Source organism: Ruegeria sp. SATB027, assembly GCF_059613825.1.
The window spans coordinates 99,123-114,533 of sequence record NZ_JBXWTH010000097.1 but is presented as its reverse complement, the minus strand read 5'-3'; the positions used below and the strand labels follow the sequence as shown (position 1 = coordinate 114,533).

Below are 15,411 nucleotides of genomic sequence, written 5' to 3'. Positions count from 1 at the left end.
AAGGCAGCTGTGGACGCTGCCGACCGAGAAGATATCGTTACCCAATATCAGTCGCTTTTGCACGTTGCAGCGACGCGCGCAAAGCGGGCGTTGCGGGTTTCTTGGTCTGGCACACCATCGTCACTTTTGAATATCTCCACGGATTGATGCTCAAAAATCTGAGGGGTCACATAGAGAAGCGATATTTTTTTGCAGCTATCGCTCGTTTCTGAGGGCGCGTTGCCGTGTATCAAGTTCAAGTCTTGTGTTCAACCAGTACCTCGTATGGCGTCGTTCTCCAGTTCGGCTGAGCGCACCTTTCTCGACTAGGTCCTGCAGATCGCGGGTTGCGGTTGCGCGTGAGGTTCCGGTGATCTTGAGATAGTTGTCGGCGCTGAGGCCGCCTTTGAAACCGCCAGGGCCTTCCCGAAAAACTCGAGCGATGGCCTTGGCCTGGCGTTTGTTCAAGTGGTCTCTGTGACGATCGTAGAAGTGTGCCTTGCTGATGAAGAAGCCGACGCGGTCGAGTGTTGCCTGTTGGGCCTTCAAGACAACTTCCGCGAACCAGACGAGCCAATCGGTCACGTCGAGCGTTTTTTGGTGATGCTCAAGCTGGTCGTAGTATGCCTTGCGCTGCTTCTCGATGGTGAAGGCGAGCGAGATGAGGGTTGGCTGGCCAATGTTCTGCGCCAGCGACTTTTCAGCGAGGGCGCGACCCAAGCGGCCGTTGCCGTCTTCGAATGGGTGGACGCTCTCGAAATAGAGGTGGCTTAGCCCTGCGCGCGTCAGCGCTGGAAGCGGCTCTGCTCCCCCCGGCCCGGTCTTGTTGAACCAATCCGCGTATCGCTCCATCTCAGGCATGACCCGCTCTGAAGGCGGCGCTTCGAAATGGATCGTGGGCCGGTCAATGCGGCCGGAAACGATTTGCATCGCCTCGGCGTGTTGTCGGTAGGCCCCGATGGTTTCCAACCGACGGTCATGCGACAGTAGCATCCGATGCCAGCGGTACAGTGTCTCATGCGTCAGCGGCTCTGCAAAACTGGAATAGACGTCGACCATCATTTCCGCGACGCCCTGTTCGCGCGGTTTGGCAGGGTAGCTGTCCGGATCGAGGCCCAGATGGCGGCGCAGCGAAGACTGGACACTGAGCCGATCGAGGATTTCACCCTCGATGGCGCTCGTCTGCATCGCTTCCTCGCTGAGCAGTTCGATGCGGAGTTGCTCGCGCTCCGGCTGGCTGACATGATGGACCGCGCCGAGGATTTCTCCGGACGACAGCAGGAACGTCTGCTCAAACGGCTCCAGAGCGGAGGCGTCATATCGGAAATGCGGCCAATCGGGCAGCGTCCAGTTCCAAGCCATGAGTTATAGACATCCTTTCTATAACTCATATCTAGATCACGTCTGAGGCATAGAAGTCAACTCTATCGCTCAAAGGACCTGCGGGATGGGATGACCCACAAACCGACGCGAGGTCTTGAGCTAGGCCCTTTCAAGGTGCGTCAGATCCTGCTGACTCGTCCTGAGGGTCTTCGGATCGACAGGGTTTTGTTCCGGCGCTTGAATGAATGGTTCATAGCGAACGTCCGCCATGGCGCCGTCGAACCAGGCAGGCTGCACGTCACCATTGTTCCATTGGTAAAGGTAGCCAACCAGATTTTCAGATGTCTTGCAGAGGATGCGCATGATCGGTTCACCAGTCAGGCGGGGCTTCGTATTCATAATGCGTTCCTCCTAAATGGACCTCGCAACTCGTCACTACTGAGGTCTGAAATTCCTGTTAGCTGGTGTTAGGACTAGGTTTCTGCAACTGCAAGATGAACCGTTCCGGGTGGGCGAAAATCCACCGGCGAAATGCAAGTTATCTTTTCAGATAGGTATCTTACGGTTCATGCTGCGATGCAGCACGAACAGCAATTTCGTCCAAGATTTTGTCGATTTCGCCCCATATGCGTGGTTCCACCTGACCGCGGATCAGGGCCCATTTACTCAACACGTCGAGGGGGTCGTGGTCCCGGAGGAGGACATTCAGGCTGTCCGCATCGACTGCCAGAGATGTCCGGGCCTGCCACTGCGTGTTGCGAGTGCGCCGCTCCTCCGCGACTGGGGCGAAGACCGGCGAAAGTTGCCAGCCTTTGACTGCACGGCGCAGGGCGGCACGCACCACATGTGCTGGCTCAACACCACAAGTCTGCAGCGCCGCTTCCTGTCGTTCAAGTGCGTTGACCCTGATGTCGATCTTCCGGGTCGGGCTCAATGCGCGCGCCGATACGGGAGCTCTCAGGCTGGTATGCGGGTCAGAGCTTTCCGCGGTGACTTGGTGCGGCGCCACGGCACCTTCTGGCACACGCTCTGACTCGTGCCGATCAGCGTCAACGTCAGCGGCTGGGGTCCCAGTCTTTGTTGCTGTGACCTGTGCCTCATCTTCCTTCCCGGGAACCTCGCGGTCACCCTGTTGCAGGGTGGCGGCGTAGGCTGGGTCGGGCCTGGTGATGGTCGGGATTTTCTTGCGCAATCGCCTGTCCTCACGCCGCAAGAATGTTGTTGAGGATGTCCGTCGCCTCCTCGAGCGCCTCGACGACATGACGTACATGTGGGCGCATCAGCGGGTTCGGATCAGATTGCTTTTCCAGCGCCAAGGCGTGGAGAAGCCCCTTCTGGTCCATCTCCTTGTAAGTATTCCGTCGCATCATGACGGTCTCAATCACCGGAAAACGGGTGAGCGCTTCTTCAATCAGGGCGGCGTCAGCACGGGTCGTTTTCGGGTCAACCATGTTGAGGACGACATGGTGGCGCGGAAGGCTGGAGGGGTCGTCAACGCGGGATTTCAGTTTCTCAAACCAATCAGAAGTCTGCGCTCCGACATCGAAATCAGACGTCGACAGCATGACGGGCGTCACGATGTGGTCCGCAAGCACCGCGATGCCGTCTGACCATTCGGCACCGACCCCTGCGGTATCGATGAAGATGAAGTCTGCCGTGCCTGCCATGTAGACCTGATCGATCTGATCCTCGACACCCGCCACGCTTTCGACGGTGGCCGAGTAGAGAAGCGGCGAACTCAGCCCACCGGATTGCGCCCGAGCATGCCATGCCCCGAGTACTCTCGTGCTGTCCGTGTCGATCAACATCACTCTGCGTCCGGCGGCGATCGCGGCGCTGATCAAGGCGCGCGAAAGCGTCGTTTTTCCACTGCCCCCTTTCCGGGCCATCGCTGCGATCACCACGAGATTTTCGTTCGGCATTCTGATCCTCCGCAAAAATAGTGAATCGCAACAATAATGCAAAAATGTCGCTAAACGCATGAGGCGGAGGGGTCAAGCAGAAGTCGGGATGCGACCCGCGTTTGGCATGCAGCGGGCGGCGTTGTGCGATGACCGTGCGACGTCTGCCGTGGCGCCTTCAGCATTCGTCGCGGGGCACGACACACCATCCAAATGTCGGGATGCGCTCGGCGATGTACTGCGGACGGAATGCAGGTGACGGATAGCGCGCTCCAGACGACGGGAGGCAGTCTCGCGTATGTCGTTCTGCGGGTGACGCGAGACGGTCAGCACGAAGCAAAACCCGTCTTGCGGGGTGCAAGAGACGGGGCGCGAAAGACGCGATGCGCGATGCGGAGACCGCATCGCGGGGTGCAATGAGCGCGACGCGCCATCCATTTGACAAAGGACGGGAAATCGCCTCTGCAGGGCGATTTTCTACATTGAGTACAAGCCCTTATGGCCGACTCCACTTGCGTTGGGAGTCGGCGGGCTTGTACGAAGTTGGCAAGAAATAGGAACGTTAACTTCAAAATGCCCCGCCGTCGTAGACTGTCAGAGATCGAGCGATCGACCATCGCCCAGGACCGCCGGAACGGCGTCTCCGCGGCGTCATTGGCCGCGCGCTACGATGTCAGCCTGAAGACGATCTACAACGTGGTGAACCACCGGGATGAGCGTCAGACAGCGAACGGCAGCCGATCGCGGGTTGTGGGGATCCGGGTCTCGGACGACGACCTGCGCCGGTTCGACGCGGCGCTGTCGCGGCGTGGGATTGCGCACCGCTCGGATGCAATGCGCCGCCTGATGCTGGCGGCCGAAGGTGTCTTCCTGCCTGACGACGAGATGTGTGACGAGTTGCGCAGCCTCGGCGCCGCGCTCAACCGGGTCGGCAACAACGTGAACCAGATCGCGCGACGTCTGAACGAGGCCAAGGTGCGGGGCGAGAGACTGTCCTACCCGGCCTCAAGTCACCGTGACGTCCGCGCCCTTGCGGGTCTGGTCTTCGATCTGGCCGACCAGGTCCAGGAGATGTCGCGTGCGCGGCGCAGCCTGCTGGACCTTGAGATCAGCTCTGCCCTGGCGGGCCTCGCCGAGAGGGATGAGAATGGCGCGGAGTGACCGGGTCCGTGGCATCGACCCGGCGCTATTTGACCGCGGCTGGAGCCGGGTTTCGGGATCCTGGCAGGGGCTTTCCAAGGGCGCGCAGATGGTTCGGGCCGCGCGCGGCTATTCGCCAGCGATCTTCAAGGCTATCTCGAAAGGGGGCTGCCACACCGGGGCGCAGCTACGGGCGCAGCTCACATATCTCACGACGAAGTCGACCCGTATCCTCGACAGTCGCGGCACCCATGACGGGAAGAAGCAGCTCTCGGAAGCCGAGATCAACCGAGTGGCGCGGCGGTTCGAGAACCAGTGGAACGAGCGCTACAGCCCCAAGCTTGGCCATACGTCGCATCTGCTGATGGCATTCCCGGTTGGAACCAGCGGCGAGGAGGTGCGCGATATCACCCAGGCGGTCTGCGAGAAGTTCTTTCAAGGTGAGGGGTCGCAATTCGACTATATTGCTGCAATACACCAAGATCGCGCGCATCCACATGCGCATATCGTTCTGAACCGCCGCAGCAAGGATGGCGAAATGTTCTTTCTCGGGAAGGATCATCACTTCAACTACGACGCCTTTCGCGAGGCGATGGTCGAGGCGGCCCAAGTTCATGGGATCCGCCTTGAGGCGACGCGCCGTCTTGATCGCGGCGTCACGACCTACCGCGCCGAGATCGATGAAATCTACAAGGCCCGCGACGAGGGCCGTCCCCCAGTCGAGCGCCAGCGAACCGGCGCTGACCTGGCGGCCGCTCTGGAAACCGTCAGGCACAACGCGTTGATATACCGCGGGCTCGCGGCGGAGGCGTCACGCTCGAATTTCGACGACGTGTCCGAGGCGCTCGAGAGGGCCAGCACCATCCTTGCCAGTGGTGGTCAGATTCAATCTGACGGAGCCATCTACATGTCCCAAGACGAAGCAGCGTTCGACACGCTGATCACCGAGTTTTCTCAGAACATTCGCCAGATCGAGGCGGCGATCGACAGGGCGCCGGCGGCCGAGAGGCCGGTGATCGAGCGCAAGCTGACCGACGTTCTGGCCTCGGTCGCGCATTTGAACCCGCTTGGGGATCGCTCCGCCGCCCTGGTCGATGCCCCGTCCCGGGACGGCATCTATGCAATGCCGAACTTAAGTGAAGATCACCTCGCGCGTCTTGACGATGGCGAGGTGGCACCAAAACTGGCCGAGGCGTTGCAAGGCACAGGCATCGATGCCGAGGCTGTGGCCGCGCGCCTGCGGGAGGGGGCAGGCAATGCCGCATTGGAACGCCAGTGGCTGGCACAGGATCTTCAGGCGATTGCCAAAGAAGGTGGCCTCGATCTGGAGAAATCTGCGGACCGGGAAGAAGCGCTCGACCTGCTGGAAGCCACGCATGTTCGGTTGGGCGATGTTCTGACCGATGTACGCGTCCTGCGTGCGCCAACCGACGTCGACGAGGTGGATGACGCTGAGGAAGTGCTCGGTGAGCGGTTGGCGGCACCAGGGGGTGATCTCGTGAAGGACGGGCTCGACATTTTTGCCCCATCGGAGCGGCAGGCGTTCAGGGCGCTGGTGGCGCAGTTCCGCCGGACGGATTTCGATCATCCGTTCTCCGACGACCCGTCTGTAAGGCGGGCCGGCGCCGTGGAGGTTGAAGAGGCCCGCGTCGCGTTCGGCGCCTATGCGCAGAGATCTCCGCAGCATGCCGAATTGGCCTCGATGGCTTGGGAACAGATGACTGACAGTCGAATGCCGCCGCAATATGCGGTATCGGAGCAGGACCGCACGCTTCATGCTGGCGACATGGACCTCGCCTTGCGGGATCCTTCGGATCATTTCGGTCCGATTACCGAAGAGCTCCGCACCCTCGCCCGCTATCGCACGGAGATGCCGGATGATGAATTCGGGCAGGCCGTCCAGGACGAAATCAATCACCTTCGTTCGCTCGGCGCGTCGCGTGCCTATATCAGCGAGCGCAGTTTCGAGATCGAGGACCAGGCGCGACAAGACTACGCCGAGCGCCGGTATCTGGAAGAGACAGCGCCAACCGTCATGGCCTTTGTGCGAAACGCCGACGTCGAGGGCCCGCTCTCCGAGTCAGAGCAGCAGGGCATCGTCCGGCAGATAAACGAGCGACTAAGCCCCGACGCAATCGACGCGCTGCGGGCCGGAAACGCGGACGTCCTGGACACATTCACCGAGGATCCGCTGCGCCAGCTGGAACTCGCCAAGACCTATCTTCAAAGCAGCGAGGTCACCGCGCATGGCCCGGCCATGGAGCGCGTTCTCGATGCTTTGGCCGAAGAGCAGATCGAGGCGCAGCGCGCGCGCCACGCCGCGGCACATGGTGAGAAGGGGATCACCCATGGATAAAGGCAAGATTGCCTTAGGAGTGTTGAGCCTCGTGCTGGTCGGTCTCGCCATGGGCTATGTCGTGGCGACCGGCTTTGTCATGTTCCGCTATGGGATTTCTCCTACGCGTTTCGACGTCACCCTGCTTGCCCGCGAATATCGGGGTCTGTCTCAGTCCGCACCAAAAGACTTCCTCTGGGTGAACCTCATCCTTGGCGGCTTCGGCCTGGCATCGCTGATGCTGAGCGTCACGCTTCTGGGGGATGCATTGACCCGCTTCGGGACGACGCATTGGCAGACGCGCAGCGAGATGAAGAGGAACGGTTTCTTTGCCAAGCCCGGCGGCGGCTTCCTTCTGGGCAAGCTCGGCTCCCCGAAATCCAAGCGCCCGTTCCTAGTCTCAAAAACCTTCCCCCACGCGCTGATCGTGGCGCCTACAGGCCGGGGCAAGGGCGTGGGGTTCGTGATCCCGAACCTGCTGACCTACAAGGGCTCCGCCGTGGTGCTCGACGTGAAAGGCGAGAACTTCCGCGAGACCTCGCGCTTCCGCGCCAGCATGGGGGACAAGGTTTTCCGCTTCGCGCCGACCGACTGGGACCGACCGACACATCGCTATAATCCGCTGGCGCGCATTGCTGCCATGACCAACCCCGACCGGCAGCAGATGGAGCTTAAACTCACCGCGAAGCTCTTTCTGCAGACCGACAATGAAAAGCTGAGCGGGCTTTTGGCCGGGGGTATCGACCTCTTCGTGGCGGCCGGCCTTCTGGCCTTCGAGCGCGGCGTGCCGACCATCGGCGAGATCTATCGCATCACAGCCTCGGGGGGCGACAAGCAGAAGGAATACCTGAAGCGTTCACAGGAGGTGAAGAACAAGTCGGCCAAACTGATCTTCGAGCGTATGGCATCGACCAACAACGACACCCTCACTTCCTACCTCTCCCTCCTGATGACATCGGGCCTCGACACTTGGGACAACCGCGCGATTGACGCGGCCACCGCGACCTCTGACTTCTCATTCCGGGATATCCGCCGCCGCCCGCATGCGATCTATCTCGTGGTCGAGTCAGAGATGATCCGCCCGCTGGCTCCGCTGATCCGCCTCTTCTTCTCGGACCTGATCGCCTCGCTGCAGGCTCAGGAACCTGGAGACGACGAGCCTTGGCCCGTCATGATCATGCTCGACGAGTTCGACCGGCTCGGCAAAATGCCGATCGTCGCCGAGAGCATCAAGACGCTGCGCTCCTTCGGCGGCAACCTCGCCATCGTCACCCAGACGATCCCCGCGCTGGACGAGATCTATGGTGAGAACACCCGCAGGTCGCTTCAGGGCGGCGCAGGTGTGAAGCTCTACCTCACACCGTCCGAGCAGAAGACCATCGAGGAGTTAAGCCAGGCCGTCGGCAAGACCACCAAGCGCGTGGTGACCCGGTCACGCGCGGTCGGGCGCAATCCGTTTGAGGGGCGCAGCGTTTCGGAGAGGACAGAAGATACCCCGCTTCTGACAGAGGATGAGGCCCGGCGCATGGACCTCGACGAGGTCATCCTTGTGATCGACGCGCAAATGCCGATCCGGGCTAGAAGGGTGAAGTATTTCGAGGACCCGGCTTTGAAGGTGCTGCACGCCGGTCAGTCGGGGAGTTTCCCGTATCCGGACGAGGACGGGCTGCGGCGGGATCGGCAGATGTCTGAGACCCGGGAAACGGTGGAGAGGTTGAAGCAAGAACTGCAGGAAGTGCGGGCGGCTGCGGGACCGCGGGAAGTCGGCCACAATGCGCCTAACGCATCGAAAACTGACCCTGTCAGCGCAGCGAAGGCCCGCGGCCGCGCGGCTCGTACTGCTGCAAGCGGAGGTGGCCAAGGTCGGCTGAGTGTTGATTTGAATGGCTTAGGGATAAACAACTTGGACGCATCAGCACTCGCTTCGGCGGTGCAGACGACACGCATGATCATCAACGAACATGCCTAGCTGGTTGATTCTACATTTATCGCCTAAATCCGGTGAAACTAGTTGCGCCGACTTTTGCGATATCGGTTCAACTAGATCGCCGCACATCATTCATTAACGTCGTGTCGCGATGGAGACTCGACGTGCAGCTTCTACGGCTCCGTTCGGTCCGCCTTGTGCCCGCCAATCGCTGTCGGAGGATTGGTCAATCTTTTGTCGAAGGATCGTGACAACGCGCTCTACGAAAGTGGGGTCGGTGGTGGCGATTCCGACAGGTATGGGAACGGGTGATCTATCGGTGGACAAATGAGCGACCGCGATAGCCCAACGCCCAGGTAGCGTGACCAGTTCAAGAGCCTGAGGCAACTCCTCGCCGACTCCTGGCGCAAGTACGGCCACTGTGCTTCGAGACGTTGTAGAAAGCAAAGCCGCCCCAAATGGGCCCGTCTGGCGCTCTAGGTCCCAGGACCTTACCACTTCTCGCTCACTGCCCTTACGCAATCGGAATATTGCGGTTACGAGCCCCATTTTGTCGTTCTTGCCTCGATTTCTCTGCGATAGCTGCGATGCCGCAGAGTCGATGTCTGCATCCAGATGCCATGCTTCCCCTTCCGGTGGGGACCAAAGCACGATCCCCGCGTCCGAGGCGTTTGGATCGAAATCGTTGGAGTAGCTATCGTCATCAAGATCAGATTCTACAGGGAAAATGTTTCGCATGATGATGGATGGAACGGTTTCCGAAACCAGGATCGACCTGTCCGGCGGGACAAGTTCGCCTAATCTCGCTTGGCGTGCCCAAGATACTGGATCAAGTGCAGGCGCGCCCGGCAAAGAAACAATCTCTCGTGCGATCCAGTTAAGCGCTTCATTTCCGTCATCTGGAGCAAGTGCTGTAGAAACAGTTTCCCGAAATCTTTCTGCGCAAGCTTCTCTACGTGAGGCGGAGGTTAGACTTCCAAGTTCGATATTCGAGACGTCAATATATGCGGCATTGGAGGCCGGGGCGAGTGTGACGGGTGCCTTGATAACTGCTGTTTCTTTTCCCAATGGGGCGACGTTTACCACACGTGCCAAAGCATCCCCGCGGTTACTGTCACGCTCCCGCGTCCTCCAAGCCCAGAAGCTTTCACGAAATGCTTCTGCGGCTTCTGGACGACCGTCTTCGCGAACTTCGCGAGGTGTCATGCGGCGCATCCATGGTTTTGCACGGCCACGAGGCGCTTCAGCGAATGCAGTTTCCTCGAATGCAAGTGTCGCTACGGCTTTCTCGCGCCTTTGGCCTTCGGCATTTGGATCTACAGCTTGTTTTCCTGTTTCCGTGAGCATTAGATCTGGTCCGCTCCTGCGCACCAAATATTGGCTTAGCAACTCTGCCGCGACCACATCGAACTCTCCTACTGAAAGCCCCAAGTAACGCGCGAGCGAAGATTCACTTAGCCGACCAGTTACATGGAGCGCTCTAAGACAGGCTTCTGCTGGGGCCTCAAGTTTCGGTTTTTGCCGCAGGATCGCCTCTATCCGATACCTGCGCACTGGAACCTCTAGCGCCAGATTGGCAATTCTTACGTCATCACTCATTGTTTACTCCGCAGCAAGCGTCTTGTTTTTAAGTGGCGCTACTCTTTCACTGAATTCAGGGTGTGAAAGCGCCAACGCGAGTTTGCTGTCTGACGTTGCAAACATTCGCTGTGATCCGAAAACAACGAGACGTTCTTTTGCTCGGCTCAGGGCAACATTGATCCGGTTTTCCTTTCTCAGGAAGCCAATACTGCCTCTTGGATTGTCGCGAACGAGTGAGACAAGGACAATAGAGTTTTCTTTGCCCTGATAGCTGTCAACTGTGCCTATCTTGATCTGATCACGCCATCGTCGACTCAATGATGATGACGCCACGCGGCGCCTAATTGCTACCGCTTGATCAGCATACATCGCTATTACGCCGATGAACGCCTCGCTTACGCCGCTTGTTTCGTGATCATCTAGGAGACGGCGTCCTGCGTTGGATGTAGCAAGACGTTCCAGGCTCTCAACGATGTCCTCGATTTCAGCTTCATTTCTTACACGTCCAGCATCTGAAATTTCGGAGCCGGCAACGTCGACCCACGATAGTTCCTGATCAAACGGCCATGGCAAGTTCGACCAATCGGATTTAGGTTCTTCACGCCCAGTATTCAGTTTTCCTTCATAAAAGACATCAGATACAAGTCTCCCAATACGAGGCGCCATGCGATATTGGATGTCGAGTAGAGCAGAGGCTGATTTCCCATACGGACTATCAAACGCTCGAGCAAAGTCGCTTCTCGCCAACTCAGCTTCATCGATCTTGAGCTCTTCGGCCGTGAGGCGTGTAGCTTCTGGGTCAAGGAATGGCTCTAGCTGTTTCTGATCTCCCACCAAAAGAACTTTTCGAGCGGTGCCCAGGGGGATCGCAAGCTCACTGCCCTGCGCCCTAGCAGCTTCATCGACGACGACTAGGTCGAATGCTTGTGTGCTGAGCCCAAGTTTTTCATCACCGAGGCCGACGCAAGTTCCACAAACCAACCTTCTTGTCCGCACGAAAACTGGTTCAAGGGCTCCCCGACGGCCTAGAGCCTCCTCGTACTCGTTTGCCGCCTCGAATAGCTTCAATATAAGGCCTGCAGCATCCTTTCTACGAACGTCGTGGCGCCTAGCTGCGTCTTCCAGGGCGCGCACTCGCAGTAGTCTCGTGTCGGCCGCGATCTCTGGTGCAATCCCAAGTGTTTCACATTGACGCTCCAATACCCCGCGCATTCTCTGGAGTAGATCTATGTCCGCATTGTCCTTTGCCGTTTCTAGAGCTGTCACGCTCTCCGCTGTAGCAACGACACCTTTTAAGATTTTCGCGCACTCCCGCACGAATCTGGGTTCAATGCCAAGGGGCGCAGCAAGTGCCGCCACTCGTTCAGCGCGTTCGGCAGCGAATTTTTCTCGTACTCTCTCTTGTAGAGCGAACGCATGAGCATCCTTCAGGGCTGCATCAACCCTCTCGGCGTTGGACGCGATCCGAATCAAATCAATCTGCTCACCTCGGTCGCGAAAGAGATCAATTACACGAGCAGCTGCCCCGTCGACCGCTTCGTGTGTTTGCGCTGTCAGAAGTACGTTTTTCGCCCCACCAACGGTAAGCGCATGATGCACGAAGGCCGCTATGAACTTTGTTTTTCCCGTTCCTGGCGGCCCCTGAAGGTAACTAACTGGTCCGCGCCGCCAAAGAAGATCTAAGGCGTCTCTTTGGGGTGCATTTAGACCATAGTCGGTCGCCTTCGGTCCAGTGGTTGCGGTTTCTCCAAGTGTATCAGGCGCGTTCTCAGAGAAGTATGAAGGCAGTAAAGGAATTTGCGGTGCTTCCGCGATTTTGATAAGTGCAGCGGTTCTGCGCCGTATGTTCGACAATTCGCCCATATTGCGAAATTCCAATCGGTCACCCTCACGGATCCAAGGTGTATTACGCTCCACTGAAATAGTGATAACACCTTCGCCGCTACGATTTTTGTCGAATTTCCCGGCAGCACGATCCCTAACGTAGACGATTGATCCATCTTCGATTCGAGCCGGGTCAACGGAGAATTCGACTTCGACCTTGAAAAGTCCATTTGGCCCGCTCACCCGTTCTGGTTTGGAGAGTGCTGTTGCTGATGGCCAAGTCTCGGCTTCTGCTTTCAACGCCGTTTCCCAAGTCTTCAAAGGGTTCAAAACAACACGTTTGCTGTTAATAGCAGTTACTTGGGTAAGTTTGTTTTCCTCGACGTATTGGTCTACTTCTCTATTCCCCGACGCATTCTTTAGGGAAAGTATTGGCCTCTTTCGATCGGCGCCAAGCTTTTGCGGAGAAATCGAAAGGCGTTCAAAACCAGATAGACTTTCGAGGAAGCTCCAGCCTTCCAAACCTATTGATGCGTTCCCGATGAGGCGCACTTCAATTCGTTCACCATGTCGGCCAGCAATCGCCTCTAGACCTGGGGTCACAGCCTTGCAGAATGCCTTGCAAGGTGCACCGGTAGTCTGATCGAATTCAACAACCGCTGCCACTCCAGAACCGACTAATGTAGCCCGCGGCGCTCCCGCCCTTGGGTCTCTGCTGCCGTCGTCAAAAAGTACTCGGAATCCGCCATCCTCAGCAGCTAACTCCTCGCCGTCAGAAAGCCCGCTCGCAAAGACAGGTCTTCTTTCTGTTTCGATGCTATTCGGTGGCGCCAAAAGGGAATCTATGTCAGCTAGCGAAATTTCACGCCAATGCGGCAGGTCTCCTGAAGCCGTTTCCGCCGCAAACGCCTGTGCGGCGGCAATTAAATCCTGACTTGCCTTACTACCCTTCGATAACTCGAGAACGATTTTGCCGAGGGCGCTTCGGTCGCGCAAAAATGGATCTGCCTCGTCACCACCGTAAGCTACGTTCTCACGGGGGCCTGCCTCCGTTGTTGAAAAATCTAGCCAGTCGATTAATCGGAGTTCAGGTTCACGCTCGATATCGCTGATGTTTTTGTCTAGGCCACTGACAAGGATGTTGGAGGGTGATAGATCGCCGTGCGCTAATCCAAGATCATGTGCTTTAAGAACGGTCCAAGCCAGTTTACGTGTGAGGCGCGCAATTCCGTCCTCGTCAAGGTCAGCAATGATGTCAGAGATATCGGGGAGTCGCTTTCCAGAAATCTCTTCGACGCAAAGAAAAGGTCCGTATGCGTCGATCGAACATTCAATGATCCTTGGAGCAATAGACGGTGGGAGTATTGAGAGTGCAGCGCCGCGGCGAACGAAATCGAGTACACTTCGTTCTTGTCCTGATGGCGGTGCCAACCACAGACGTGCACGCGCGGATGCTCCAGTTGTCCGCTTTGTCCGCCATTCCATGACGCCTGGGCGTGAAGTATTAAATACTTCATTCTGCGGATAGTCTTGCATGCACGGTGTTGTTCTTTTGTACGGCGCTAGAATATCAGTCGGACGCTCTTCACGATCGCTGGCAAGAGCGGCAACAAGTTCCGCATGTGCATCTGCGCAAGTGGCGAATCTTTGAGCCTGTTCGGGATCAAGTGCTTTCTCAAACCACTTGGCGAGTTCTGAACCTATTCCGGTTTTTGATTTCGTCTCATCGGAAAGAGCGAATACAGCACAATTGTCATCCAATTCATTTCTCGAAAGCGGCCCGAGAAGTATTTTTAGGCCGGCAAAAGCAAAAGCGTGCACATCTGAACGGAATACGTCAAATTCTTGTGCCTGATTTCTATCTTCTAAGTGCGGATCCATCACGCTGCAGCGAGCAAGGTTGGGTAAATGTCTTCCGGCCGTGCTTGTCTCAGGAACACGGGCTGCGCCTAGATTTGAAAGGCTGATTTTACGACGTTCGAGGTCAATCCAAACACTGTGTTCACCCAAATCACGGTGTGCAACCATAGCAGCGGCCAATGCCGCACCAGCACCCAATAGCGACTCTAGGAGATCCTTACGTACGCTTATGGGGACGTCGTCTAAACTTCGGGCCAAGAATGCATCGAGACATATGTTGTCGGGATCGTTTTGGAATAGTTCCCAACGCCAAGCGCCTCCGTCGTTGAACGACTGTTTGAATGCCAGAGTAGGCGCATCCCGTCCGGTCTTATGCATACGGAGGAATGCCTGTACACCTGCTTCACGTCCGACAAGTGTCTCTCGGTCGGCATCCACGATCGAGAGACCCTCTTCGGCGTCGAAGTCCCACAGCCTTAGGAGCCCAACGTCTCCATGCGCTTCGTCAGACTCGGCTTCGTATTGTTTCCACAGGCGAGCTTCAGAGATCGATTGATCTTTGGCTCGGTACCCGGCGTAAGTTATTTCGGCGATCGCAAAATCACGACCGACTGTGAAAAAGTTTCGTATCGGTTGATAGAGCTTTCCGTCCTTGTTTCCGAGGCCGCGCGGACGAGATTCAAATGGGGGTTTTCCGACAAGTTCATCAAAGCGTTTGGGATCTTTGGTCGAGGCAATAAAGGCTTCCAAACTAATAACGCGCCCTTTTCCACCTTCCTTTGCGTGTTTTGCAACATCCGAGAAGTCGGTAGAGTTTCTCGCAAAAACTACAGCATTTTGGACATATGGTGTCGGTGAAATTCCCGCTGCTTTCATCCTACTGCGAAGCGCATTATTTGCGTGGAAGAGCTTCAGAATTGGGTCGCCGCCGTCCATTGGCTGAGCCGATCGTCCGGGTTTTGCTTGGTACCAGAAACCCCGGCCTTGAGTTACAGTCCCAATCCAGTCTTTCACATCGATCATCAGGATGCGATCATCACATACTAGGATAAGGTCTACCTCTTGACCGGCATCCTTTCTCGGGTCTTTCACGAAGACATTCGCATAGCCGAACCAGTGAGCGGGTAATTCCGCTTTGAGGCGCTCAAGCGCTGCGACTTCCCTTGCATGTGGAGAGTTGCCCGACCATGAAGTGATCTTAGCCATTCCGCCCGCCTCTGTCGTATGTTGTCTTTTTCTGTCTTAGTCTTATGCCTACACCTTGGGTTCAGACTGAACAAGACAACCGCAGCCGGTATCGATTTGAGAGCGTCTCGCCTGTTGATCGATTGAGCCCACTCGAAATCTTTGGGTTCGCGAACAAGTTGGGTGAAAATTGACAATGATTTTAACGCCTTGGAAGATCAAGGCGACACCAAAACGCCAGAACGTCTTGGGGGTGATTGCAGGATTGTGCCACGAGCGGCTTTCGATGTGTGTGACGCTCATCGGCAGAAGGTGCTTTCAATGAAACTTTGCATTCTGCCTAGTGTCGGCCACCC

Annotated in this window: 9 protein-coding genes; 3 read left to right on the top strand and 6 right to left on the bottom strand. The window is 57.2% G+C overall.

Annotated elements, in window-relative coordinates:
• Positions 1-195: 195 nt before the first annotated feature.
• From AC2FPW_RS22645 to AC2FPW_RS22630, 4 genes are all read right to left on the bottom strand, one after another.
• Positions 196-1,341 carry a Fic family protein gene (locus tag AC2FPW_RS22645; protein WP_496815546.1) on the bottom strand — a complete coding sequence of 382 codons (1,146 nt, stop codon included), beginning with the start codon at positions 1,339-1,341 and terminating at the stop codon, positions 196-198.
• Positions 1,342-1,461: 120 nt separating this feature from the next.
• Positions 1,462-1,701: a hypothetical protein gene (locus tag AC2FPW_RS22640; RefSeq protein WP_496815545.1), complete on the bottom strand. Its 240-nt coding sequence runs from the start codon at positions 1,699-1,701 to the stop codon at positions 1,462-1,464.
• Between the two features lie 160 nt (positions 1,702-1,861).
• A complete protein-coding gene (locus AC2FPW_RS22635) occupies positions 1,862-2,494 on the bottom strand; it encodes a hypothetical protein (protein WP_496815543.1) in 633 nt (210 codons plus the stop codon).
• A 10-nt stretch (positions 2,495-2,504) separates the two neighbouring features.
• Entirely contained in the window at positions 2,505-3,224 is a 720-nt protein-coding gene (locus tag AC2FPW_RS22630; RefSeq protein WP_496810148.1) for a nucleotide-binding protein, read from the bottom strand.
• Between the two features lie 522 nt (positions 3,225-3,746).
• Here AC2FPW_RS22630 and mobC point away from each other — a divergent pair.
• Genes mobC through AC2FPW_RS22615 form a run of 3 tightly spaced genes read left to right on the top strand, consistent with a single transcriptional unit; the run spans position 3,747 to position 8,647 of the window.
• Positions 3,747-4,364 (top strand): plasmid mobilization relaxosome protein MobC, encoded by a 618-nt coding sequence (mobC, locus tag AC2FPW_RS22625; protein ID WP_496810149.1) that lies wholly within the window; start codon positions 3,747-3,749, stop codon positions 4,362-4,364.
• Positions 4,351-6,699, top strand: coding sequence for a relaxase/mobilization nuclease domain-containing protein (locus AC2FPW_RS22620; RefSeq protein WP_496810150.1), 2,349 nt, complete (start codon positions 4,351-4,353; stop codon positions 6,697-6,699). The genes mobC and AC2FPW_RS22620 overlap by 14 nt, the downstream gene beginning before the upstream one ends.
• Positions 6,692-8,647, top strand: coding sequence for a type IV secretory system conjugative DNA transfer family protein (locus tag AC2FPW_RS22615; RefSeq protein WP_496815541.1), 1,956 nt, complete (start codon positions 6,692-6,694; stop codon positions 8,645-8,647). Before AC2FPW_RS22620 ends, AC2FPW_RS22615 begins: the two co-directional genes overlap by 8 nt.
• Positions 8,648-8,740: 93 nt before the next feature.
• On the opposite strand, the gene AC2FPW_RS22610 is transcribed toward AC2FPW_RS22615, so the two are convergent.
• Both AC2FPW_RS22610 and AC2FPW_RS22605 read right to left on the bottom strand, forming a co-directional pair.
• Positions 8,741-10,204: a hypothetical protein gene (locus AC2FPW_RS22610; RefSeq protein ID WP_496815540.1), complete on the bottom strand. Its 1,464-nt coding sequence runs from the start codon at positions 10,202-10,204 to the stop codon at positions 8,741-8,743.
• Between the two features lie 3 nt (positions 10,205-10,207).
• Complete coding sequence (locus tag AC2FPW_RS22605) at positions 10,208-15,076, bottom strand: AAA domain-containing protein (RefSeq protein WP_496815538.1); 4,869 nt, start codon at positions 15,074-15,076, stop codon at positions 10,208-10,210.
• Positions 15,077-15,411 lie beyond the last annotated feature (335 nt).